The sequence below is a fragment of the Nocardioidaceae bacterium genome, assembly GCA_018672315.1.
GTDB lineage: Bacteria > Actinomycetota > Actinomycetes > Propionibacteriales > Nocardioidaceae > TYQ2.
In genome coordinates this window covers 2,491,654-2,515,068 of the sequence record CP076053.1, presented here as the reverse complement: position 1 = coordinate 2,515,068, position 23,415 = coordinate 2,491,654, and the positions used below count along the sequence as shown (strand labels likewise).

19 protein-coding genes and 1 pseudogene are annotated in these 23,415 nt (G+C 71.0%); 4 read left to right on the top strand and 16 right to left on the bottom strand.

Annotated features, from left to right (window positions below):
- The first annotated feature begins 5 nt into the window (after nucleotides 1-5).
- Nucleotides 6-2,534 (top strand): ATP-dependent helicase HrpB, encoded by a 2,529-nt coding sequence (gene hrpB, locus KLP28_12170; protein ID QWC84329.1) that lies wholly within the window; start codon nucleotides 6-8, stop codon nucleotides 2,532-2,534.
- A gap of 42 nt (nucleotides 2,535-2,576) precedes the next feature.
- Here hrpB and KLP28_12165 read toward each other — a convergent pair whose 3' ends face one another.
- The 5 genes from KLP28_12165 to KLP28_12145 all read right to left on the bottom strand — a co-directional run bounded on the left by KLP28_12165 (nucleotide 2,577) and on the right by KLP28_12145 (nucleotide 7,746).
- Nucleotides 2,577-3,689 (bottom strand): NADH:flavin oxidoreductase, encoded by a 1,113-nt coding sequence (locus KLP28_12165; GenBank protein ID QWC84328.1) that lies wholly within the window; start codon nucleotides 3,687-3,689, stop codon nucleotides 2,577-2,579.
- Between the two features lie 43 nt (nucleotides 3,690-3,732).
- On the bottom strand, nucleotides 3,733-4,857 hold the full coding sequence (locus tag KLP28_12160) for a HAMP domain-containing histidine kinase (GenBank protein ID QWC84327.1): 1,125 nt from the start codon (nucleotides 4,855-4,857) through the stop codon (nucleotides 3,733-3,735).
- Nucleotides 4,854-5,402: a hypothetical protein gene (locus tag KLP28_12155; GenBank protein QWC84326.1), complete on the bottom strand. Its 549-nt coding sequence runs from the start codon at nucleotides 5,400-5,402 to the stop codon at nucleotides 4,854-4,856. The genes KLP28_12160 and KLP28_12155 overlap by 4 nt, the downstream gene beginning before the upstream one ends.
- 163 nt (nucleotides 5,403-5,565) lie before the next feature.
- A complete protein-coding gene (locus tag KLP28_12150) occupies nucleotides 5,566-6,357 on the bottom strand; it encodes a 1-acyl-sn-glycerol-3-phosphate acyltransferase (GenBank protein ID QWC84325.1) in 792 nt (263 codons plus the stop codon).
- A gap of 12 nt (nucleotides 6,358-6,369) precedes the next feature.
- A complete protein-coding gene (locus KLP28_12145) occupies nucleotides 6,370-7,746 on the bottom strand; it encodes a cytochrome P450 (GenBank protein QWC84324.1) in 1,377 nt (458 codons plus the stop codon).
- Nucleotides 7,747-7,860: 114 nt separating this feature from the next.
- On the opposite strand from KLP28_12145, the gene KLP28_12140 reads away from it, so the two are divergent.
- Nucleotides 7,861-9,090: a PucR family transcriptional regulator gene (locus tag KLP28_12140; GenBank protein QWC84323.1), complete on the top strand. Its 1,230-nt coding sequence runs from the start codon at nucleotides 7,861-7,863 to the stop codon at nucleotides 9,088-9,090.
- Between the two features lie 13 nt (nucleotides 9,091-9,103).
- Here KLP28_12140 and KLP28_12135 read toward each other — a convergent pair whose 3' ends face one another.
- From KLP28_12135 to KLP28_12095, 9 genes are all read right to left on the bottom strand, one after another.
- Nucleotides 9,104-10,501, bottom strand: coding sequence for a wax ester/triacylglycerol synthase family O-acyltransferase (locus KLP28_12135; GenBank protein QWC84322.1), 1,398 nt, complete (start codon nucleotides 10,499-10,501; stop codon nucleotides 9,104-9,106).
- A 76-nt stretch (nucleotides 10,502-10,577) separates the two neighbouring features.
- Complete coding sequence (locus tag KLP28_12130) at nucleotides 10,578-11,375, bottom strand: DUF427 domain-containing protein (protein ID QWC84321.1); 798 nt, start codon at nucleotides 11,373-11,375, stop codon at nucleotides 10,578-10,580.
- Nucleotides 11,376-11,395: 20 nt separating this feature from the next.
- Nucleotides 11,396-13,009, bottom strand: a complete 1,614-nt coding sequence (locus KLP28_12125; GenBank protein QWC84320.1) for a cation:proton antiporter — start codon at nucleotides 13,007-13,009, stop codon at nucleotides 11,396-11,398.
- 93 nt (nucleotides 13,010-13,102) lie between these two features.
- A complete protein-coding gene (locus KLP28_12120) occupies nucleotides 13,103-13,882 on the bottom strand; it encodes an alpha/beta hydrolase (protein ID QWC84319.1) in 780 nt (259 codons plus the stop codon).
- On the bottom strand, nucleotides 13,882-14,661 hold the full coding sequence (locus KLP28_12115; GenBank protein ID QWC84318.1) for a cyclase family protein: 780 nt from the start codon (nucleotides 14,659-14,661) through the stop codon (nucleotides 13,882-13,884). The genes KLP28_12120 and KLP28_12115 overlap by 1 nt, the downstream gene beginning before the upstream one ends.
- Before the next feature lie 1,049 nt (nucleotides 14,662-15,710).
- Complete coding sequence (locus KLP28_12110) at nucleotides 15,711-16,223, bottom strand: ArsR family transcriptional regulator (GenBank protein QWC84317.1); 513 nt, start codon at nucleotides 16,221-16,223, stop codon at nucleotides 15,711-15,713.
- A gap of 142 nt (nucleotides 16,224-16,365) precedes the next feature.
- The gene (locus KLP28_12105; GenBank protein QWC84316.1) at nucleotides 16,366-17,061 is read right to left on the bottom strand and encodes a nucleotidyl transferase AbiEii/AbiGii toxin family protein; all 696 of its coding nucleotides are present in this window, start codon (nucleotides 17,059-17,061) and stop codon (nucleotides 16,366-16,368) included.
- A 19-nt stretch (nucleotides 17,062-17,080) separates the two neighbouring features.
- Nucleotides 17,081-17,542 (bottom strand): helix-turn-helix domain-containing protein, encoded by a 462-nt coding sequence (locus KLP28_12100; protein ID QWC84315.1) that lies wholly within the window; start codon nucleotides 17,540-17,542, stop codon nucleotides 17,081-17,083.
- A 1,055-nt stretch (nucleotides 17,543-18,597) separates the two neighbouring features.
- A complete protein-coding gene (locus tag KLP28_12095) occupies nucleotides 18,598-19,332 on the bottom strand; it encodes an alpha/beta fold hydrolase (protein ID QWC84314.1) in 735 nt (244 codons plus the stop codon).
- Between the two features lie 655 nt (nucleotides 19,333-19,987).
- Here KLP28_12095 and KLP28_12090 point away from each other — a divergent pair.
- Nucleotides 19,988-20,547: pseudogene (locus KLP28_12090) on the top strand (relaxase domain-containing protein).
- Here KLP28_12090 and KLP28_12085 read toward each other — a convergent pair.
- Entirely contained in the window at nucleotides 20,530-21,057 is a 528-nt protein-coding gene (locus KLP28_12085; GenBank protein ID QWC84313.1) for a hypothetical protein, read from the bottom strand. The pseudogene KLP28_12090 and the gene KLP28_12085 overlap by 18 nt on opposite strands.
- 646 nt (nucleotides 21,058-21,703) lie before the next feature.
- Nucleotides 21,704-22,780, bottom strand: a complete 1,077-nt coding sequence (gene ychF, locus KLP28_12080; GenBank protein ID QWC84312.1) for a redox-regulated ATPase YchF — start codon at nucleotides 22,778-22,780, stop codon at nucleotides 21,704-21,706.
- Between the two features lie 152 nt (nucleotides 22,781-22,932).
- On the opposite strand from ychF, the gene KLP28_12075 reads away from it, so the two are divergent.
- A complete protein-coding gene (locus tag KLP28_12075) occupies nucleotides 22,933-23,412 on the top strand; it encodes a PH domain-containing protein (GenBank protein QWC86962.1) in 480 nt (159 codons plus the stop codon).
- Nucleotides 23,413-23,415 lie beyond the last annotated feature (3 nt).

Below are 23,415 nucleotides of genomic sequence, written 5' to 3'. Positions count from 1 at the left end.
AGGGCGTGCCCGACCCGATCCGTCGCCTGCTCGAGAACCCGCCGGACCTACCGGTCGCGGCGGGCCTCAGCGAGGTCGCCGCTGCGCTGGGCGAACGCGGCGCGGTCGTGCTGCAGGCACCTCCGGGAAGCGGCAAGACGACGCTCGTTCCGCCGGCCGTCGCGGACGGGGTCGGCGGTCGGGTCGTCGTCACGGCACCGCGTCGCATCGCCGCGCGCGCTGCCGCGTCACGGCTCGCCTCGCTGATGGGTGAGCACGTGGGTGAGACGGTCGGGTACACCGTGCGCGACGACCGTCGCGTCAGTCGTTCCACCCGCATCGAGGTCGTCACCGACGGGATCCTCCTGCGGCGTCTCCAGCATGACCCCGAACTCCCCGGGGTCGACGCGGTCGTGCTCGACGAGGTGCACGAGCGCCACCTCGACGGTGACCTCGCCCTCGCGTTCACCCTCGACGTACGGGCGCACCTGCGCCCCGACCTGCAGGTCGTGGCGATGTCGGCGACGATCGAGGCCGAGCGCACGGCCGCCCTGCTCGGCTCCCCAGCCGACCCCGCGCCGGTGGTCACCGTGCCCGGGTCGCTCCACCCCGTCGAGCGCGTGTGGGCTCCCCCGCCGACCTCGGTGCTGCGGACCGACGAGCGTGGTGTGACGCCGGCGTTCCTGGACCACGTCGCCGTCGTCGTCCGCCGTGCACTCGCCGAGCAGGCCGGCGACGTGCTCGTGTTCGTGCCCGGTATCGGCGAAGTCGGCGGGGTCGTGCACCGGCTCACGGGTCTTCCCGACACCGAGGTGCTCCCGCTGCACGGCCGGCTCAGCTCCACCGAGCAGGACCGGGTGCTGCAACCCGTCCGCGGACGTCGGCGAGTCGTGGTCTCCACCGCCGTCGCCGAGAGCTCGCTGACGGTGCCGGGCGTACGCGTCGTGGTCGACGCCGGGCTCGCTCGGCGACCCGAGACCGATCACCGGCGAGGCCTGTCGGGACTCGTCACCGTGCGCGCCAGCCGGGCCGCCGCTGACCAGCGCGCCGGTCGGGCGGGTCGCGAGGCACCGGGGGCGGCGTACCGGTGCTGGGGGGAGGCCGACCACGCCCACCTGCCCGCCCACCCGGAGCCCGAGGTCGCGACCGCGGACCTGACCGCGTACGCGCTGGAGCTCGCGGCGTGGGGTGAGCCGGACGGCTCCGGACTCGCGCTGCCCGACGCCCCTCCGCCGGCTGCCTTCACCGCCGCGCGGGAGGCACTCGTGGACCTCGGGGCGGTGGACGCCGACGGGGCCCTGACCGACCGTGGGCGGGCGATGGTGGGGATGCCGGTCGACCCGAGGCTCGCGCGTGCGCTGCTCGAGGGCGCACCGCTGGTGGGATCGCGTCGGGCGGCCGAGGTCGTGGCGATGCTCGCCGAGGAGGTGCGGGTGCCGGGTGGGGACCTCGTGGCGGGTCTGCGGAGGTCGCGTGGTGACCGTGCCGGTGGTGCGTGGCGACGGACGAGGGTCCGGCTCGAGCGTATGGTCGGCAACGCGGAGTCGGCAGAGCCGGCAGAGCGGCTGCCCGACGACCTCACGGTCGGTCTCGTCGCGGCGCTCGTCCACCCCGGACGTGTCGCCCGGCGTCGCGCCGGCACGGACTCGACGACCTATCTCATGGCGTCCGGCACCGGGGCGGTGCTTCCGCGAGGGTCGGAGCTGGCGGGTGCCCCGTGGCTGGTCGTCGCCGACGCCGATCGTCGTCCCGGGGCCAGGGACGCGACCATCCGGCTCGCCGCGGCCATCAGCGAGGAAGTCGCCCTCGAGGCCGCGGCGACGCTGTGGACCGAGACCGACGAGGTGACCTGGGCCGACGGTCGCCTGGTGGCGCGCACGGTGGTGCGGCTCGGAGCGATCGAGCTCTCGTCCTCTCCGCTGCCCGACCCACCCGTCGAGGCCGTCACCGCGGCCCTGCGCAGCGGCTTTCGTCGCGACGGGCTCGACGTGCTGCCGTGGTCCTCGGCGGCACGGGCGCTGCGACAGCGGCTCGCGTTCCTCCGCCGCGCGCTCGGCGACCCGTGGCCCGATGTCTCGGACGACGCGCTCCTCGACGACCTGGAGGGATGGCTCGGCCACGAGCTCGGGCGCGTACGCAGCGCCACCGACCTGCGCCGCATCGACGTCCTCGCCGCTCTGCGCGGACTGCTTCCCTGGCCCGAGGCGACCCGGCTGGACGAGCTCGCCCCCGAGCGGCTCACGGTGCCGAGCGGCTCCTCGGTGGCCCTGGACTACGCACCTGACTCCGGCGGCGATCCGGTGCTCGCGGTGCGGGTGCAGGAGGTGTTCGGGCTCTCGGAGACCCCGCGGCTGGCCGACGGGCGGGTGCCGGTGGTGATGCACCTGCTCTCACCGGCACGGCGGCCGGCCGCGGTCACGAGCGACCTGGCGTCGTTCTGGGTCAACGGCTACCCGGGCGTACGCGCCGACCTGCGGGGGCGGTACCCGAAGCACGCCTGGCCCGAGGACCCGACGACGGCCGAGCCGGCCCGGGGCGTACGCCGGCGCGGTTGACGACGCCGTCGTCGTCGGCAGCACCGCCCACGCTCGTGCGCCTCAGGCGACGAAGCCCTTCCACCCCTCGTCGAGGTAGTCGATGAAGCTCTCGCTCACCGCCTCCGCACGCAGGTGCTCGCGAGTGATCGGCGGCTGCTCGGCCACGAAGTCGTCGTCGGCGATGGCGCGCTTGGCGAAGTCGTGGTGGATGATCGCGCCGAACCCGAGGGAGACGAAGTCGGCACCCTCCGCACCCCGCTCGAGGCACCAGGTCGCGGCCTCGGCCGAGCGGACCGAGCCGGTCACCCCGAGCTGCGTCCCACCCCGGGGCAGGTCGAGGAAGTGGTCGATCAGCAGGCCCTCGCCCGCGGGGTCCGCCTCGACCACCTCGGGCACCGCATCGCCGCGGGGCTGCATGAAGACGTCCCAGAGCGAGAGGTCGACGTAGTCGAGGTGACCGTCGTCGAGCACGGTGCGCGTGGTCTCGCGCGCCTCGGCGACGGGGATGCCGAAGCCCTCCGGCGACAGGCGTACGCCCAGCTGGAACTGCGGTCCGGTCGACTCGCGGATACCGGCGAGGATCTCGCGCAGGAACCGCATGCGGTCCTCGAGCGAGCCGCCGTACCCGTCCTCGCGCAGGTTCGATCGACCGTCGAGGAACTGACCCACGAGGTAGCCGTGCGCCCCGTGCACCTCGGCACCGTCGAAGCCCGCCTTCTCCGCTCGGACGGCGGCGTCGACGAAGTCCTCGACGCTCTGCTTCACCTCGTCGGTGCTCAGGGCCACGGCGCCCTTGTCGGGGTCGTACCAGGGGCACCGGTTCGGACCGCCGTGCAGCGCCGGGTCCGAGCGGCGGCCGCCGTGGTGCAGCTGCACCGAGGAGCGGGCGCCCGTGGCGCGCAGGGAGTCCGCGAGGCGTACGAGGCCCTCGTCGTGGCGGTCCGCGGCGACGCCGAGCTGCCCGCTCCACGCCTGGCCGGCCGGCGCGACGTACGCGGCGCAGGTCATCACGAGGCCGAAGCCGCCGTGGCCGCGCGCAACGAGCCAGTCGTGCTCGTCGTCGCTGAGCGTGCCGTCGGCGTGCGACTGCTTGTTGGTCAGCGGTGCGAGCGCGAAGCGGTTGCGCCAGTCGGGGCCGTGGGGGAAGGAGATCGGGTCGGCGAGGGAGGTCATCCGACGATCCTCTCGCGCCACCTCTCAGACCTTCACGCGGCCTTCACGCGGCGTTCGCGACCGGCAACGTGAAGGTGAAGGCGCACCCGCCGAGCGGCGAGTCGGTGACCTCGATGGTGCCGCCGTGCTGCTGCACGATGCGGCGGCACAGGTGGAGGCCGAGGCCCGAGGTGCCGCCGGCGGAGGTGCTGAAGCCGCGCTCGAAGACCGTGGCTCGCGCGTCCTCGGGGATGCCCGGACCGTCGTCGGCGACGCTGACGGTGCAGACGTCCGAGGCCTCGACGACGCTGACCAGGACGTGCGCGGGGTCGGGTCCCGTGCGGTGCTTCGCGGAGTTCTGCACTAGGTTCAGGAGCAGCTGACGCACGGGTTGCTCCGCGACCCGGACGGTCGGCAGGTCGTCCTCGTGGCGCACCACCACGGCGCGCTCGTCGACCATCGACCGGACCCACGCGAGCAGGTCGACCAGGCACACGTCCTGGTGGTTGTCGCGCGCGCGGGTCCTGGCCTCGGTCAGCAGCGTCTCCACCAGCTCCGCGGCGTCCAGGGCCGCCTGTTCTATCCGCCCGAGCATCGCGGCGCTCGCCGGGTCCAGATCGGCGGAGTCGGCGACGAGCTCGGCGAAGCCGGAGATCCTCGCGAGGGGGGACCGCAGGTCGTGTGCGGCGGTCTCGGCGAACTCGCTGAGCGCGGCGTTGGAGCGCTGCAGGCTCAGGACGGTCGTGTTCAGCACGCGACTGAGCTCCTCCTCGACGTCCTGTCGGCGCGCGATCTCGGCGTTGAGCCTGTCGAGGGTGGCCGTGAGCTCCCCGAAGCCCCCGCGCTCGCTGCGTACGCGCAGGAGCACGCGCGCGTCCAGGGCGGACAGACGGGCTCCGGAGACGCCTCCGAGCTGGCCGGTCCTGCCTGTCACCCTCATGGTCAGCGGCACCTGACTGGTCGACCTGCGCGCGTCGGAGAGCAGCGCGGCGACCGGCTCGGCCGGCATGCCGATGACGTCGGACCAGAGCCGGCCCTCGCAGCCCGGGTCGATCAGCTCCAGGGCGGCGGCGTTGGCCCAGACGACGCGGCCTCGTCGGTCCACGAGGACGTGGGGGTCCTCCGACCCCGTCGCCTCGCCGAGGGCGGCAGGAGTCGTCGCGTCCGGCGAGGTGGGGACCGTGCTCACGACTCGAAGTACTCGCGCCCCGGCCGTGCTGCGGCGTCGTGCGGGTCGAGGTGGACCAGGACGCGGCACCGACCGTCACCGCGGGCGATGGTCTCCGCCAGCTCGACCTTGGCGTAGCCGAGGTTGTCGGCGGCGATGGATCCGAAGACGTTGCTCGTCATCATGCACATCGACTCGCGCCCGAGCACCTTGTCCTCGAAGGGGCACCGGGTGTTGAGGTACTCCAGACGGTCGTCGGTCGAGGCGGTCAGCACGAACCGACCGTCGATGCGCGCCTTGAGGTCGACCAGCACCTGTGCCACCTGGTCCCGCGTGAGCCGGTCCGCGTCGAGCACACCGCGGTAGGCGCCATCGATCCAGGTGCCGATGCGGCGGCCCACCACGGAGATGAAGCCCTCGGCGTCACCGATGCCGACCGTGGACTCGAGCACGCCCGCGAGCTCGCGCACGAGCGTACGGAGGAACAGGTCCCGCTCGAGTCCCGGGTCCGGCAGTGCTGCCTCGGGTCCGGCGGGGGCGTCCTCACGCTCGACCGCAGTGCTCATCTCGCTCAGCTCCCTCGTCGCCTCAGCCGAGTATCCGCGTCGCCACGCCCAGGGATCCAGGGTCCGGACGAACTGGTCCAACCGGACCACACCGGGGCCCCGGCCGGGTCCGCAGCGGGTCCCGATCGGGTGAGCCATCACGGGACCTTCGGCCCGGCGCGTCTCACCCGAGAACGGGTCGACGCGCGGCGGTGAGCTCGTCGAGCCGGGCCTGCATCGTGACACCGACCCGTGACGCGAACATCGACACGGACTCGTGCTCGTGCGGCCGCATCGGCGGCAGCACCGCCGTGCTCAGCTTCGTAGGGAGCGGAAGGTAGGGCAGCAGTCCGACCAGGCCGACGTTCAGACCCCACGGCACGGAGAGCGTCACCGGCAGTGTCTCCATGCGGAGTCGTCGCGGCAGGTCCAGCGCCGCAGCCAGCCGACGGCCGTCGCTCAGCACCAGGAGGGACTCCCCGGCTCCGGCGGTCACCACCGGCACGACCGGCACGCCGTGGTCGACGGCCACCTGCGCGAAGCCGTCGCGCCCGTCGAGCTTGATGCGGTGCCGCTCACCCACCGGCTTGGCGGCCTCGACGTCGCCGCCGGGGAAGACCGCGACGTGCCGCCCGGCACCGAACGCCTCGGCAACGGACTCCCGGCTGCCGGGTGCGCAACCCAGGCGTTCGAGCACCGGACCGACGCGCAGGGTCCAGGCGAGGTCGTGCACGAGGAACGTGGTGCGGTCGGCCTCGTCGAGCTCGGTGAGCGTACGCAGCAGCGCGAGCACGTTGAGGTCGAAGACACCACCGAAGCCGTGGTTGGCGACGACCAGGCACGGCTCGCCCGGCATCGCCGCGTCGAGGGCCACGTCGTGGCGGTGCCACCGGCGTACGTACTCCCCCGCCGACCCCGCGATCACGGACCGGGCGAGAAGCGCGAGCGGCCCACGTGCTGCCTGCTCGTGGCTCATCGGGCCTCCGGCTCAGGTGGCGGGCTCGCCGAGGCGTACGGGCAGCGTGGCGTACCCACGGAGGATCCGCGTCGGCCTCCTGGTGGCGCCGGGCAGCACCTCCAGGTCGGGGTAGCGCGCGAGGAGTCGTGAGAGACCGACCTCGCCCTCCATGCGCGCCAACGCCGCACCGAGGCAGTAGTGGCGTCCGCCGGAGAAGGAGAGGTGGTCGCCCGCGTTCTCGCGGGTGACGTCGAACTCCTGCGGCCGGTCGAAGACCTCGGGGTCGCGGTTGGCGGCGGCCAGCACGACGGTGACCATCGTCTGCGCGGGCAGCGACCGGCCGTCGAGCTCGGTGTCCGTCGCCGTCGAGCGGCCGGTGAGCAGCACCGGCGGGTCGAAGCGGAGCACCTCGTCGACGGCGTTGGTCCAGCGCTCCACCGCTGGCTTCGCTCCGCCCCCCTCGTCACCCCCCGGGTCGGCGGCGAGGAGGCCGTCGAGCTGGTCGCGGTGCCGCGTGAGCAGCGCGACGCCGTTGCCGAGCAGATTGACGGTGGTCTCGAACCCGGCGGCGAGCACCAGGCCCGCGGTGGCGCGCAGCTCGTGGTCGTCGAGACCGCGACCGTCCTCGGTGGCCGCGACCAGCTGGCTCATGAGGTCGTCCGACGGATTGGCCCGGAGGCGGGCGATGTGCTCGCCGAGCCACTCCTCGAAGGCCGCGAGCGACGCCTCGACGTCGCGGAACGTCGCCCAGTCCAGGCCGAGGTCGAGGCTCGGCGCGGCGCCCTCGCCGAACTCGAGCACCTTCTGACGCTCCTCGGGCGGCACCCCGAGGATCTCGGCGATCATCGTCATCGGCAGGCGGCTGCAGTAGCGCTCGACCAGGTCCACCTCGCTCTCACCGGCCAGGTCGTCGAGCAGCTCGTCGGCCACGGTGATCGCGCGCTCGCGCAGCTGCTGCACGGCACGGACGGAGAAGACCCGGGTGACGAGCTTCCGGTAGCGGGTGTGGTCCGGCGGCTCCACCGCGAGCAGCGACGGGGGTGTGAGCGGACCGATCGGTCCGCCGGCCTGCGCCCACAGCGCAGCCTTCCCGAGCACGCCGGGCAGCCGTCCCCGGGCGAAGCCGACATGGAAGTCGCCGCCGGCGAGCACCTCCTTGCAGACCTGGTGGGAGGTGGTGACGTAGCCGAGGGAGCCTCGGTAGACGCGGCCCTCGTCGCGGATCTGCTCGAAGATCTCGTGCAGGCGACCGGTTCCGTGCTCCATGAGCATGGTCCCCTGCAGGTCTCCCGTCGCGGCCATGCGGCGCATGACCAGGCGGGGGGCCGCGTGCTGGGCCGACCACCGGGCCGCGGTGCGAGCGGTGCCGGGCAGCTCGCGCAGGGGTGCGGGCACGGTGACGGTCATCGGCTTCCTTCGGCGTGGGCGCAGGGTGGGCACCACTCATCGTGGCCGGGGGCGTACGCGGCTCCAAGCACACATCGCCCCCGACGGCGCCATGGAGTGTGTCACTCTGACACCGTGGCAGCTGACGGTCCGAGCCCTCGCGTACGCCAGCTCATCCGCGACGGCGCCGAGCGGGCGCTCGACCCGCCCGCGCACTGGCACGCCGAGCTGGAGGAGGCCATCTTCCGCGGGCCGGCGGGCGCGCGCATCGCCGCGGACCCCGAGCTCGCGGCCTCGACCCGGCGGGCGATCCTGTCGAACCTGACGAGCTGGATCGCGGCGAACGTACGCGCCCCGGGCGAGCCGGTGCCCGCGGACGTCTCCGACGTGCCGCTGACCCTGGCTCGCGACCTCGTACGCCGGGGGCTCGACGAGACCGCGCTCGACGCCTACCGCGCCGGGCAGGCGGTGGCGTGGCAGCACTGGATGGAGATCGCCTTCGACCTCACCGACGACCCGGCCGAGCTGCGCGCGCTGCTCGCGGTCACCGCCACCTCGATCGCGGACTTCGTCGAGGCGACCGTCGCGGAGGTGGCCGTGCGGATGGCCGCCACCCGGGAGGAGCTGAGCCGCGACCTGCAGGCCGAGCGCCGCACGTTGGTGTCCCTGGTGCTGCGCGGTGCGCCGGTCAGCGCGTCCCGGATCCGTGCGGGACTGGGCTACACGGTCGACGGCGACCACCACGCGTACGTCGTCTGGAGCGACGCCGCCGAGCCCGACGTCGAAGGCATCGACCGGGTCGCCGAGGCGCTCGCACCCGCGACGAGGTCCGGTCGTGCGGTGAGCGTCGTCGCCAGCACCGGTACGCGGTGGGTGTGGACCTCCGACGCCGTCGACCTCGTGACGCTGAAGCGCCTCGTCGGGCCGGGCGTACGCGTCGCCGCGGCCGGACCCCATGCCGGCGTGGAGGGATTCCGGCGGGCGCACCTGGACGCGCTGGCGGTGCAACGGTTGCTCGGTGGCCCGGCGGGCGCCGGTGGCGCACGGGCGGCGGTGCACCACGACGAGGTCGCCGTCGCCCTGCTCGCCTCGGCCGACCGCGAGGTGGCGGCCCGCTTCGTCATCGCGACCCTCGGCGACCTCGTGAGCGCCGACACGGACCTGCAGGAGACCCTGCGCAGCTTCGTGCGGCACCACTGCAACGCCACCGAGGCGTCTGCGGCGACGTACACCCACCGCAACACGTTCCTGCGGCGCCTGCGTCGGGCCGAGGCGCTGCTGCCTGACGGCGCCGTCGATCGTCCCGTCGAGCTGGGGGTGGCGCTGGAGGTGCTGAGGTGGAGAGGGGGTGGCGACCTCCGCTGACCGGGCGTGCCGCTCAGCGCACGACGAGCTCGGGTGGTCGCGCTGCGTGCCCGCCGGCGGGTCCGGTGACGAGTGCTTCCAGCGCCGCGATCTCGGCATGGAACGCCGTCAGGAGGCACTCGGGGTCGATGACGACGTCCGCGTCGGACTTGAAGCCGATCCGCACGGTGCCGGCGTAGGTGAAGATGCAGGTGCCGAACGTCTGGCCACCGGCCCCGGGCACCCAGCCGAGCACGCCGTCGATGCGGGTGCCTGCGAGGTAGCGCGCCTCCCGAGGACCCGGCACGTTGGTGGTCACCCCGGTGACCTTGGCGGCGAAGAAGGAGACGACCAGTCGTCGCAGCCGGCCGCCCAGCAGTCCGATGCCCTGGAGCAGCACGAAGGTGACGGCAGGCTCCGGCGAGGCCTTGACGGCGTCCATGCGTCGCTTGGTCTCGGTGAGGCGCGCGACCGCCGAGCCGGGCCCGGACGGCAGCCCCAGCAGCACCAGGGCGAACCGATTCCCCAGCTCGCGGGGCAACGGCTGGTCGAGCGGGCGCACGTTGACCGGGATCATGGTCGGCAGGTCGATGGGCCGGGAGCCGCGGTCGACCTGGTAGGTCTCCAGCGCCCCGGACAGTGCCGAGAGCAGCACGTCGTTGACAGTGGCGTCGGCGTGCTGGGCGATGTCCTTGATGCGGCGCAGGTCGATCGGCTGCGACCACACCGCACGCTTCGCTGCACCGGCCCGGCCCCTGACCGGCGAGGCGGGGTTGCGGGTCACCAGCAGCTTCAGCAGCACCGCGAGGACGCCGAGGACCGTGCCGCCGGCCCGGGCGAGCCGTACGCCCAGCGGGGTCCTGGTCGGGGGCGCCGGTGGTGTCGAGGACACCGACCGGGGGGCGGTCGCGGCCGCCACCTGGTTGTTGGGGTCGTCGGGATCGAAGGACCCGTCGCGGTCGCCCTCGGGCACCAGGTCCGTCAGCGAGAAGAGCACCTGTGTCAGCGCGATGCCGTCGGCCATCGCGTGGTGGAGCCGCACGAAGATCGCCGACCCCTCGGACAGTCCGTCGACCAGGTGCACCTCCCACAGCGGCCGGTCGCGTGGCAGCGGGGCGGACATGAAGCCGTCGACGTACCGCTGCAGGGTCGCGTCGTCACCCGGCGCGGACAGCGTGACGCTGCGGATGTGGTCGTCGAGGTCGACCTCGACGTCCTGCCACCGCTGGCGCCGACGCAGGCCGCGGGCCGGCACGGGGCGCCGGGAGAAGACGGGATAGAGGTCGAGCAGACGCGTACGCAGGAGGTCCTCGAGCCGCGCCCTGTCGACTGGGGCGTCGAGGAACATCACCGCGTCGATCACCATCAGGTTCTCGGGTCGGTCCATGTTGAGCCAGATGGCGTCGACCGCATCGACCCGATGTTCTCCCATCGAGCGAGACTGTCACCCGGGGAGCGGAAACCCACCCTGGTCCAGCACAGTGCGGTCTGCTGGGCGAACCCTGATGTCACGCGAGCTCGACGCTCAACCCCTCCACCGAGTCGTCGAAGCACAGGTGGGCCTGGGCTCGCAGCACGTCGGGCAGCGGGGTCTCGTAGCTCCAGGCGGCGTCGGTGAGCGGGCCGACGTCCCAGTAGGTCGCCTCACCCTTGTACGGGCAGAGCGTTCGCTTGCCCGACCCAGCGGAGATCGCGCCAGGGCGTACGTCGGCCGGCGGCACGTACACCTTGACCGGCAGCCCGGTCTCGAAGACGAGCACGGGCCGCTCGGACTCGGCGATCACCTCGCCGTCGCGGCGCACCACCGCTCGGCGGGAGCTGGGGTGGGCGTCGACCCGGTGGTACGGGTCGCGCAGGTGCCCGACCACCCGGTCGTCCTCGACGAACCACACGTCGACCTTGCTCGCGTCCAACGCTGCGTGGCCGGCTAGCCACGGCGCGCGCTCCAGCGGGTCGGGATAGCGCCACTGCAGGTCGTGCACCGTGCCGCCGCCTCCGTCGATCTGGAGGCTGCGGTACGCCGCGTCGCCCTTGAACGGGCAGTGCGTGCTCGTGCTCGACTCGACCCACAGCTCGTCGGTGAAGTCCTCCTCGGGGGCGTACACGACCGGCAGCAGGGCGGACTCGTGCAGCAGGTGCGCGCGCGTCGTGTCGAGCACGACGGTGTCTCCCACCAGCGCCCGGATGCGACGCGGGTCCGGCTGGAACACCAGCTTGTGCGCGGGCGCGTCCTCGAGGCTGAAGTTGAGTCGCGCGGTCGAGGAGGAGCCGGGGGCGAGCGGACCGGAGCCGAGGGTCAGGGTCATGCAGCGAGGCTATCCAGCCCTTACAGCGTGGTGTCTGCTCCCGGGTCTTCGTTCGTGCTGCGTCGACCGACCAGCTCCGCCACACCGTCCGCCAGGGCGGTGCCGGCACCGTCGTACAGGCCGAAGACGGAGTCGACGCGTACGCGGAGCTCGGCCGCCTCGTCGTCGTACTGGGCGACCGCCGCGACCATGCCGGCGAACTCCCCCGCCTCGAGCTGCTCGATCGCCTCGAGGTTGCTGCCGTGGAAGGGCATCGCCAGGACGGCGATGTCGACCGTGTGCGCCCGTGTGAGCCGGTGCCACAGGTCGGCATCGGTGGCGTCGCCCTCGACGACGTCGAGGCCCCGCCCGCGCAGCTCGGCGGCCCGCTCCTCACTGCTCTCGATGCCGACCACACGCATGCCGTGGGTGTGGGTCAGCTGGGCGTACGCCGCCTGGCCGACGCGACCCATGCCGAACACCACCGCGTCGGCGTGACCGATGTCGATGGGCCTGTCGTCGGGGTGGAGACGTTCGATGTCCTGTGCCGGCAGCCATCGCTCGGCGAGGGCGACCAGGTGGTCCTTCTGGCGGTCGATGACCACCGAGAGCACGAAGCTCAGCGCGACTGCAGTGGCCAGCACCGGCAGCCACGCGTCGGAGACGAGGCCGGCCGATGCCCCGACGACGACCACGATGAGGCCGAACTCGGAGTAGTTGCCCAGCACCGAGCCGGCGAGCACCGAGGTGCGGTGCCGCATCCCGCGCCACCACAGCAGGGCGACGAACCCCAGGGACTTCAGCGGGATCAGCGCGAGCAGCAGCACGGCGACCAGCAGGTCGCTCGCGGAGGGCAGGCCGGTGTAACCGATCGAGAGGAAGAAGCCGACGAGCAGCAGCTCTTTGATCGAGAACAACGCCCGGGAGAGCTCTCCGGACCGTGGATCCGGGGCGAGGAGCAGCCCCATCACCAGCGCGCCCAGATCGCCCTTGAGGCCGACGGCCTCGAAGAGGGCGTACCCGGGGGCCAGCGCGAGGGCGACGCCGTACAGCGGCATCAGCTCGTCGTGCCCGAGCCGGCCGAGCAGCCGACGCAGCAGCCAGGCCGCCGGGAGCAGGAGGGGGAGGAGGACCGCCCAGGGGCTGGGCGGAGAGCCCTCGGCGAGAGTCAGGAACAGGACGGCAGCGATGTCCTGGATGACCAGGATGCCGACCGCGGTGCGACCGTAGCGTGAACGCGACGAGCTCTGGTCCTCCAGCACCGTGACCACCAGCACGGTGCTCGAGAACGCCAGCGCGAACCCGATCACGAGCAGCGTCCGCCAGTCCTGGCCGCCGAGCAGGCCGATGCCGATCAGGGCGAGCACGGACAGGTACGCCAGAGCCAGCGCCGAGGTGAGGCTCAGGTGCACGACCGCGGTCAGCCACACCTCGCGGCGTACGAGGACCCGCACGTCGAGCTTCAGCCCGATGCCGAAGAGCAGCAGCGCCACGCCCAGGTCGGCGAGCGTGTCGAGCGCGGGCACCTCGGGCACGCCGAGCCCGGAGAGGATGAACCCGGCGGCCAGGAATCCCACCAGCGGTGGGAGGCGTACGGCCGAGGCCGCCAGCCCAGCCGCCAGCGCGACCAGCAGGGCGGGGGCGAGGTCGGTCATGCTCGGCGCACCTTCATCGCGCCTCGGAGCGGAGCGATCACGTGGGCCTCCCGTGCCGGTGGGTCACTGCCTGCGCAGGGCCATTCTGCCCGCTCAGCGCGCCCGGTCGGGCTCGTACGGCTGCCACTCCCCCTCGGGCTGCGCAAGCCGGTCCGCGATGACGCCGAGAGTGCGGCGGTGGTGACCGAAGCCGAGGTGGGTGCTGGTGACCTCGACGTTCTCGGTCTGCGGCGCGAGCAGGCTGGTGCACAGCTCCCAGGCCACGATGCCGTCGTAGCGGCTGTAGATGCAGGTGGTGGGCACCGGCAGCGGCTCGGCGCGGGCGGCCAGCACGTCCGGTGAGAGGTCGACAGCGTTGCGGCCGCGGTTGAGCAGGGAGTACGCCGGCCACGCCGACGTCGCGCGGGGGTTGCCCCGCATGGGCGTGCCCATCGTGATGACGGAGCGGATGCGGTCGGGCTGCTCGCGTGCGATCTCGCGGGCGTAGATGCCGCCGGCGCTCCAGCCGATGATGCTGATCGTGCGGTCGTTGCGCTGGCTGATGTGGTCGAGCCGGGCCGACAGCCGTCCGCGCAACCCCTGGCGTACGCCCATGTTGCGGCCCTGGCCCCAGTCGTAGACCCGGTAGCCCTTGGACCGGAGGAACCCGCGCAGGAACCCGGTCGATCGCGCGCCGGCGAGGAAGCCGGGCAGCACCAGCACCGGGTGGCCGTCACCGTCGGGGAGGCCCGCCAGGTAACCGCGCGAGAGCGCGGAGTGCGCGAGCTCGACGCCGGTCAGGCCTTCTCGTAGCAGCATGTGCGGGCCGGGAGCCGAGGCGTGGTCGGCGTCCGGGAGGTCGCCGGCACCCGGCGAATCGGTCGATCGAGTCATCACACGCCGTTGATCCCACGGTCGACGATGGCGAACACCCGTGCCGGGAAGCCGGAGCCGTCCTGCGGCTTGGGCCAGGTCGCCACGACCAGGGCCCCGGTCGGCGGCACCCGGTCGAGGCCGGCGAGCATCTCGATCTGCCACTTGTCGGCGCCGAGGATGTAGGTCTCGGCGGGCGCGGAGCCGCCGCCCACGACGGCGCCCGCGTCGGTGTCGGTGGTGTCGTGCCCGACCGCGGTGACGTCTCGCTTCTCGACCAGGAAGCGCAGCGCGTCCACGCCCCAGCCGGGGTAGTGGGCGAGCCCGTCGGCGTCCCGGTTGGCCATCGCCTCACCGTCGGGCCAGCGCTCGGCCCACCCGGTGAGCAGGGCGACGAACGTACCGGTCGGGATCGTGCCGTGCTCGGCCTCGTGGGCCTCGAGGTCGGCGACGGTGACGATGTGGTCGACGTCGGCCGCGACCTGGCGGCGTACGTCGACGACCACCAGCGGCAGGATCATGTCGGTGACGGGGAGCTCGTCGAGGAAGCGGCCTCCTCGCGCGAAGTGCGCGGGCGGGTCGACGTGGGTGCCCCACTGCCCGATGTGGGTGAAGCGGTGCGCGAGGAAGCCCGTGCCGGCCGAGCCGACGCCCTCGTCGAAGTGGAACAGCGTCTCGCGCTCCTCGTCGGGGAACGCGAAGTAGTGCGGGATCCCCGGCCCGAACGAATGAGTCAGGTCGATCCACTCGCACGAGCGGAGGCGGGTGAGGACGTCGGCAAGGGATGCGATCTCGGCCATCTCACCAACCTAGATCCAGAAGGGTCGGTCAGGTCACTCCGAGCGCCGACCGAGAGCTTCGATCCTCACGCACCGTGCGGAGAGGTCGCGGGTGCACTGCCTGACCACGTGGGTCCGTCGGTCAACGCCGCCCGCAGTCGTTCAGTGAGAAGACTGCCTCGTCGGTCACGACAGTCTCGGCCTGCGCGACGAGGCGACCCTCGTCGTCACGTTCGAGACGCGCCGACCGCTCACGGGGAGTGATCTGCAGTCCTTCGCCGTTCGCGGATACGTCCACTGTTGATCCAGCCGTCAAGCCCAGGCATCACGCAAGCTGTTCGGCACCAGCAGGCGCCCGGCGGCCGAATCGATGGTCGCCTTCATGGGGGCAGGCTACTTATCAGTTCCGAGATGGACTGCCTCAAGCGGTCGTCTTGTGCACGCCTCACTCAGACGTTGAAGCGGAACGAAAACCGGGTGTTTCGGGTGTTGACGGTCACCGTTGATGGAGGCCGGAAAATGCGGTCTGATCTGCACAAACGCAATCCTGAGAACGTTGGACGTCGTCGGCGAGGATCGGCCTCCGCCGGACTTCTTGCGGACTATTTGCGGACCGCTGGCGTCACTGCCCGACCCCTCGGGCGGCTGCGGCATCGAACAGCGTCCGAGCGACCTGCTCGGCCTTATCGGTGGCCGCCGCACCCACCGGCTTCGCTTCGTACTGGGCTTGGTTGCGCTGGCGTCGCAGGCGGTCGAACTCCCGTGCCGCCTTGTCCGCCGGAGGCTTGTCGAGGACCGCTCGCAGGTAGCGGCCCAGAGCCTCGTGCTGGCCGGGCCCGTTGGCCGTGCGGAAGCCGTAGGCGCGAGCAGCGCCTCGCCGACGTCATGGCACGCGTCGTAGGCGATGCCGTACCGGACGGCAACGCTGGTGAGGAGCGGCAGCTGGCTCAGGCGGTCCTCGGCCTGCCGGAGGAACGAGGCCGCCCGCGCAGGGTCCGCGGGCACCGCGTCGAGTCGTCGCGCCTCGACCAGCGCGATCACTGTCGCTTGCTGGACGCGGGTCAGGGGTGTCAGCGCCACGGCAGCTCCCCGATCACCGCAACCGCCGGACCGTTGCGCACGGTCTCCAGGAAACCGGAGGGCTCGGCGAGCTCGGCTGAGGTCAGGATCGTTGGGTTGATGGGGCGGCGCACTGACTCCTCGACGCGAGTACACGCCTCGTATACCGCGTCGACATCGGGCCGGCCGACCACCATGAGGTCGATGTCGTGCGGCGCCGGCCCGGGTTCCCCCTGCAGCCGCGCGGCGAAGGAGCCGTAGAGGAACGCCGACTCGATGCCATCGACGTCGGCCAGCTCCCGCGCCAGCATCACCACGGGGCCTGTCGCGACCGTGAGGATCTCACGCAGGGGCTCGACCAGGGGGCTCTGATCGTTGGCTCGGATCAGCCTCGTGCGGCCCACCTCTCGCTGGGTGAGGATGCCGGCCTCCAGCAGCCGCGAGACCTCGCGATGTGCAGTCGGATAGGCCAGCCCGGCGTGTTCAGCCAGGTCGGTGATGCTCAGCTCCTCGTCGGTGAGCAAGATCGCCGAGAGTAGGCGCGCCTGACCGTCCGACCTGAAGATCGGAGCGAGGAGCGGCGACTCTGTTCTCATATAATTGACGTTATCCTCTGTTATATCGACAATCAGTCAAGCCGCTCACCAGCCCCCGGGGACGGTCAGGCTAGCCCGAGCGCCGACGCAGAGCTTCGACCTTCGCGCATCGTGCAGAGAGATCGCGGATGCTCTGCCAGACGACTGCTCGGGGCGCGTCGATCTTGAGTGCTCGGAGGTAGTCGTCGAGACGTTGCGGGCGATCTTGGAGGTGGGTGACGGCCTTGTTGAGGCTCTCGTCGATTGTCGTGCCGTACGCATCGACTGCCTTGCGCGCGCCGGCCTTCAGGGCGCTGATGTCGGGTTTCATCATGGCCAGGTCGATCAGGTCGCGGCTGAACGTCGACGTGTCTGCCCAACGGTCGTCGTTGGCGAGCAGCTTGGTTGCGACCTGGTCGGTGCGCGTCAGGATCCGCAACCCACAGATCTCATCGTCCGGGGAGGGAGTGTCGAGGGCGATGCGGCCTTCATGAATGATCTCGAACTTGATCGCCATCCCCGCAACGAGCACCGAAGCCCTGATGCCGTAACCGTCGACAGCGGGTGTCCGACCCAAGTCCAGTTCGCGGGTAGCCAGAGCTGCGAGCCCATGGTCCCTGACGATCTGGCGCAGCTCGCGGTAGGACTTCGGGTCGGAGACCAGGAAGTCGATATCGACCGACTCGCGGAACTCACCGTTGACAAGGACGATCGCGGTGCCGCCTCCGAACCAGCAGTTGTGCTCGGCCAGGAGTGGTGCATTGAGCATCGACAGCACCTCAGCCACCTGTTGGTGATGCAGCCGCCTAAACAAGCAGCCTCCCGTTGCTGTAGGTGTCAGCCAGGTGCTGGATGAACGCCTTCTCCTGGTCGGTCAGCGTCTCCTGGTCGAGGTGTCGCCAGCCGCGCTCGTAGAGGTTGAGGGCCTCCGTCTCGGTGACGGTGGTGCCGGCGTCTGTCTGCCAGGCCAGGGTGCGCAGGCCGGGGTAGTCGCCGACCGTGACCGTCGCGGGTTCTGCTGCGGGCGCGTCGAGGACCGGGACGACGAGGTGAAGTCCGAGCGCGGCGGCAACGTTGCCGTAGGCGCCGATAGTGACCGAGGGGTTGCCTGCCTCGATCCTGTGCAGGGTGACACGCGAAACGCCAGCGGCTTCGGCGCAGGCGATTGCCGTGACACCGAGGGCCTTTCGGCGTTCGCGCAGCCGGGCGCCGAGGCGCTCGAGGTCCGCCTCTTGCTCGGGGCTCGTGTACGGACTAGTGGCTGGCACGTTTCTCATTCTAGTCACTCAATCTGCGCATGCAACAATGAGAAACGTTTCGCCTGACCCCCATTGCGTAGACGGTTGCCGAGGGGCTCGCGGAGCGTCCCGGTTGCCGATCCGCTCGCGGCCGTCGGAGCCAGCTGCCACCGCGGCGTCGTAGGGCCCGCAGGAGGTTGGGCTCGCGGAACCGACTGTGTTCGCTGAGCGTCTGGTTGGTGGCATCGCCGGTCCACGGTTCCTGGAGGCTTCGATGAACACTCTGCGCGGCGTGGTCGTCGGCTGGCTCTACACGCTAGGGGTGCTGATCTCCTGCCTGGCCCTTTCCGGGTGTAGCGGTTCGGGGTCGCGGCCGGATCAGTCCGGGGCCGAGATCCCGCAAGTCGACGAGATGGGCAGGCCCGGCGGTCGCGTCTGTCCTGAGTGGTTAGCGCAGCGTTCCGAGCCGGGGTACGACTTCGGCGTGCAGAGGCCGGCCGATAGCTCCCCAGAACTGTCCGTGCCCGAGGAAGCATGGGGTCTGCCGCTACGCCCCTGTCCCATCTGACTCCGGGCCGGATGGCGACGGCACGCGCCTGCGCTGGCGACTCATCGATCTAGCGCACGAGGTCAGCACCCAGGACCTGCCGGTGTTCGACGCACAGCTCAGCGAACTGGAGCCGGCATCCGACGCCCGTGCATGGCAGGTCAGATTTGGGGCCGCGGTGGATGCTGGTGTACGCCACTGGCCGTGACCTGACGGGCGTTGTTGTCGACGACTTCGGATGTGGCGACGTCAGTTTGACCGACGACCCGTTCACGACACCTCCGGGCGCCGCTACGCAAGACGGCACCGCGGCAGGTGTCCTGACCGGTACGGATGAACTCCTGCCGGCCCTCAAGTCTGCAGGCCGACAGGAGTAGTTCAAGCCGCCTGGTCCCGAAGACCGTGCCGGAGCGGCGTCCGATCCGGAGCCCGTCCCGCGCGACCATGGGCTCGCGGAGCGACCCGATGGGCGATCACGTTCGGCCTGACGATTCGCTTGCGGCGACGGGTGCGGTCGTCGGCTGGCCAACAGGAGACCTTAGTCGGTGCTGTCGAGGATCAGTCGGGTCGCTTCGAGCGGTGCGTCCCACTGTGGGAAGTGACCGCACCGCTCGAACCAGTGCAGCACTGCGTCGGGAAACAGTTCCGTGGCACGTGCGGCCTGTCTCGGCAGGGTGATCAGGTCACGTCGACCCCAACCGATCGTGACCCGGCCGGGCACTGTGCCAGCCGGGGCTCCCTGTTGCTTGGGCCCCTTGGTCAGGGCATCCAGGGCAGCGCCGGTCGCCGGGGAGTCGGCCAACCCACGCACGTCCGGCAGCACGGTCTCACGCGAGAGCGCCCAGGGCCGCGCCGACAGCTGCGCCAGCAGCAGAGTCCTACCCACAGGGCTGCCGAGCAATGTGGGCAGCACGCCTCTCAGCGCTCGGACCAGAGCGACGGACGGTCGCAGCGTGGCGCCGAAGACGGCGAGCTCGCGGTCGCTCCAGAAGCCGCCCGGGTCCAACGCCACGGTGTCGCCGCCGACGCCTCGCCGCGCGAGCTCGAGGACCATCCGACCGCCCATCGACTGGCCGACGGTCGAGACCCCGTCCAAGCCCTGCTCGCGGATGAAGTCCGCGACGGCATCGGTCAGGGTGGCGATCGAGACCTCCCCCGTCAACGGCGGCGTCTCACCGAACCCCGGTAGGTCGACGGCGATGACCTCACGACTCTCAGCCAGCTCGTCGAGGATCGGGGACCAGGATCGCCACCCAGCGCCCAGACCGTGCACCAGCAACAGCGGACTGCCGCTCCCTCGTCTTTCGTAATTTAACGTCACACCCGGGACGCTAGCCCACAAGGGGTTGGGGCGACCCGGTGCGGGATGGGCTGAGTGGTCGTGCCGCCACCAGAGCAGGTGTCCGCCACAGCAGTACACGGTTCTACCTCTTGGCCACCCGCGGGACGACGACTGCCTGGATCTGCGTGCCGGCGTCGGCGATGGGGCAGTCGCACTGCCTCGTGGGCGGTGCGCAGCGCCTCAGCGCGGACCCAGACTCTTCCCGCATGCCGAAGCTCCTACGAGACGCACGCCTGCGCTGCGGCCTGATGTTGGACGCCCGTCCTGTATGCCCTGTCCCGGTGGCGTCTCCGGGAAGGGGGCGTCCTACGGGCCCGGTTTCGCCAACGATCTCGCCTACGCTGCCGACCCGGCATCGCTTCCGAGCGACCTACGAGTCGTTGATCTTCATTGACTATCGCCAGCTCCCAGAATCCCCTCCGGATGCCTGCCTGCCTGGTCCCTCAACCCCTCCATTCCAAGCGGCACGCATGCTACGAAGGTTCGTAGATGGGCCGCCCGAGGACGGGCGGCCCACGCGTCATTTCTAGGGGTCCGTTGGTTGTCGACGGACATCGTGAAGGCGGTGGTCGGCGTGCGTGGCGGCGTGAAGTTCTACCGGGGCGCGGCGAGGGCCGCGCGCGCCTACGTCGAGCGCGACCGCTCCCGGGCCGATGACTACTACCTCGGCGAAGGCATCGGCGTCGCCGAGCGGCTCATTGCTGCCCCGGACAGCGTCGCGAAAGTCGGCTCGATGGACAGCGACGCATACGAGCAGTGGGTCGCCGGGATCGACGTCGACACCGGCCGCAAGAAGGGTCAGGTCCCCGAGGACGCGAACGCGCTGCGGTTCGTCGAGGTCACCGTCAACGGGCCCAAGACCTGGTCGATGGCCGCGGCCCTGGACCCCGACATCTCGGCCACCCTGGACGAGGCACAGGACAGGGCCGCCGCCGAGATCGTCAGCTGGGTCGCCCAGCACGCGACGACCCGGTCGGGCCACGCGGGCGGCAGGTCCAAGTGCCGGTGGATCAGATCGAGGCCGCGGCGATCCGGCACTACACCTCGCGCGCTGGCGACCCGCACCGGCATCTCCACCTGCAGGTCAACGCCCGAGTCTTCGCGGCCGGCGCTTGGCGTGGCCTGCACTCAGTGGGCGTGCGCGACCAGCGTCTCTAGTCGCTTGATGATGGGAGACGGGTAGCCGTCCGCGGCATCTTGAACACGTTGGTTCGATGGCTTCTCAGCTCGCTCCGCCGTGAACTCCCAATCGCCTGCTTCCTTGGACTCGAGTTCGGCGCGGGCGATCGCTTCAAGACATCGGATGTGGACGGCATCTACCTGTTCGAGCACGTCAAGGATGAGCGTTGACTGATCGATAGCGGCATCATCCAGGACCGCCGCCTGGACGACACGCGCTAGGAGCCGGCGCTTGCTTGCTAGCGATGACGCAGCAGCAGCGTTGACAGCTCGCGCAAGCAACACCTCGACCTCAGGTGCTTGAAGAAGGCGACGCTCGAGAACTTCGCCATCAACGGCTTGGGTCACACTGTCCAGTACCTCTTGGCCCCGACTGTTCCAACCCCGTTTCAGGGAGACGGCAAGCTTTGCGTTGGCCCGAATGACTCCGCCGCCGACCCCCAACTCAAGACCGACCGACGCCTCGTTATCAGCCATCGCGGACCCTCCGTTCTCGAATCGATCGCGCGCTGCATGGCAGCCAAGATAGAGATTCGCACGCGGCCGCTCTCGCCGCGTCGCCCGCGCCGGACCCCGAGGAGCTGATCGAGTGAGAGGTGCACGAGGCCGGAAGACCGCAGCTGCTCCGCCGCTCAGTCGCGTACTCCGTCGTCCGCTCCGAACGCCACGGCCTCGTCGCGCATGCCCTCCAGAATCTCGAAGTTGCGCGCACGATGTCAGGGTTGTAGGTGTGGGTCGGCTTCAGCCGGGACATCCGCTCGAGCACCTCCTCGTCGGGCAGGTGGTTCAGCCATGCCGCGATCTGCTCGACGGGATGGAGCGACGCAGGGCCGTTCTTCACGCGACCCTTCGCCCAGGACTCGAAGTCCTCGGCCTTGCGGTTCGCCGGGATCTCGACCACGCGCGCGGTCCGCATCGGGCGCCCAGCCACTGCACGGGGGTCGCATTGTGCTGGCTTACACCGCCACCAAAGGGCCACGTCAACGAGCGGGTCAACTGGCAGCACCAAGGTCAAGAAGTTGGCCTCCGAACGTCCCCATCGAGCCCAACTCGCTGAATTTATTGCGGACTCTGTGCGGACTCAGAGGGGGCACCCCCCTCTGACCTGCGCAAACGCGCCGATTCACACGTTGAAGCGGAACTCCACCACGTCACCGTCGGCCATCACGTAGTCCTTGCCCTCCATGCGCACCTTGCCGGCCTCCTTGGCCTTCGCCATGGAGCCCGCGGCGACGAGGTCGTCGTAGGAGACGATCTCGGCCTTGATGAAGCCCTTCTGGAAGTCGGTGTGGATGACGCCGGCCGCTTCGGGGGCGGTGGCGCCCTTCTTGACCGTCCAGGCGCGGGACTCCTTCGGACCCGCGGTGAGGTAGGTCTGCAGCCCGAGGGTGTCGAAGCCGACCCGGGCGAGCACGTCGAGTCCGGGCTCGTCGACACCGGCCATCTCCAGCATCTCGCGGGCCTCGTCGTCGTCGCCGAGCTCGACCAGCTCGGCCTCGAACTTCGCGTCGAGGAAGATCGCCTCGGCCGGCGCGACGATGTCACGCATCCGGGCCTTGAGGTCCTCGTCGGCGAGCTCGTCGGAGTCGCAGTTGAAGACGTAGATGTAGGGCTTCGCGGTGAGCAGGCTGAGCTCGCGGATCAGGTCGCGGTCGATCGTCGTCGCGCTGACCGGCGTGCCCGCCTCCAGGGCCTCCTTGGCCTCCTTGACGGCCTCGACGGTCGGCACGAGCTCCTTGCGGCCCTTGGCCTCCTTCTCCAGCCGCGGGATCGCCTTCTCGACCGTCTGCAGGTCGGCGAGGATCATCTCGGTCTGGATGGTGGAGATGTCGCTGGCCGGGTCGACGCGTCCGTCGACGTGGGTGACGTCGTCGTCCTCGAACACCCGGGTCACCTGGCAGATCGCGGCGCTCTCGCGGATGTGGGACAGGAACTTGTTGCCCAGCCCCTCCCCTTGGCTGGCGCCCGCGACGATGCCGGCGATGTCGACGAACTCGACCGTCGCCGGCAGCACCTTCGCCGAGCCGTGGATCTTCGCGAGCTCGTCCAGGCGCGGGTCGGGCAGCGGCACGACGCCGACATTGGGCTCGATCGTGGCGAACGGGTAGTTCGCCGCGAGCACCTCGCTCTTGGTGAGCGCGTTGAAGAGGGTGGACTTGCCCGCGTTGGGGAGCCCGACGATGCCGATGGTGAGTGCCACGGGCGGCGAGTCTAGGTCTCAGGTGTGGACGGGGAAGAATCCGTACGCCGCTCTCGTCGGTGGCATGTGCCACGCTCGGTCCCGTGAGTGAGACGTGGACCGAGCAGCAGGCGCCTGACGAGGGGCGCCACGCGTCCGGGCGTACGCCGGAGATGGTGCTGCGCGAGCCCACCGAGCGCGTCTCGCCGCGGGCGAAGACGATGTGGCGCGTCGCCGCGCTGCCCGCCCTGGTGATCTTCTCCGTGGTCGCGGTGGTGCTGTGGCTGATCGACGACGTGCCGGCGTACGTCGCACTCATCGTGACCGCACTGGCGATCGTCCAGGTGGCCTACGTGACCGTCGTGCCCGTCATCCGCTACCGGGTGCACCGGTGGGAGGTCACGCACGAGGCGTTCTACACGCGCTCCGGCTGGCTCAGCCGCTACACCCGCATCGTGCCGTTGGGTCGGGTGCAGACCGTGGACACCTCGCAGGGCGCGCTGGAGCGCGCCTTCGGGCTCGCGTCGGTGCGCGTCACCACGGCGTCGGGGCACGGCACGGCGTACGTCCAGGGGCTCGAGGAGGACCTCGCCAAGCAGGTCGTCGCCGACCTCGTCCGCGACACGGCGGCCACCGAGGGCGACGCGACGTGAGCG

Coding starts and splice junctions, on each gene's coding strand:
- KLP28_12165 (QWC84328.1), bottom strand. CDS start 3,689: ATGACCTCCCTCGCCGACCCGATCTCCTTCCCCCACGGCCCCGACTGG.
- KLP28_12155 (QWC84326.1), bottom strand. CDS start 5,402: ATGAGCACTGCGGTCGAGCGTGAGGACGCCCCCGCCGGACCCGAGGCA.
- KLP28_12150 (QWC84325.1), bottom strand. CDS start 6,357: ATGAGCCACGAGCAGGCAGCACGTGGGCCGCTCGCGCTTCTCGCCCGG.
- KLP28_12145 (QWC84324.1), bottom strand. CDS start 7,746: ATGACCGTCACCGTGCCCGCACCCCTGCGCGAGCTGCCCGGCACCGCT.
- KLP28_12135 (QWC84322.1), bottom strand. CDS start 10,501: ATGGGAGAACATCGGGTCGATGCGGTCGACGCCATCTGGCTCAACATG.
- KLP28_12130 (QWC84321.1), bottom strand. CDS start 11,375: ATGACCCTGACCCTCGGCTCCGGTCCGCTCGCCCCCGGCTCCTCCTCG.
- KLP28_12125 (QWC84320.1), bottom strand. CDS start 13,009: ATGACCGACCTCGCCCCCGCCCTGCTGGTCGCGCTGGCGGCTGGGCTG.
- KLP28_12120 (QWC84319.1), bottom strand. CDS start 13,882: ATGACTCGATCGACCGATTCGCCGGGTGCCGGCGACCTCCCGGACGCC.
- KLP28_12115 (QWC84318.1), bottom strand. CDS start 14,661: ATGGCCGAGATCGCATCCCTTGCCGACGTCCTCACCCGCCTCCGCTCG.
- KLP28_12085 (QWC84313.1), bottom strand. CDS start 21,057: ATGGCTGATAACGAGGCGTCGGTCGGTCTTGAGTTGGGGGTCGGCGGC.
- KLP28_12075 (QWC86962.1), top strand. CDS start 22,933: ATGGTGCTGCGCGAGCCCACCGAGCGCGTCTCGCCGCGGGCGAAGACG.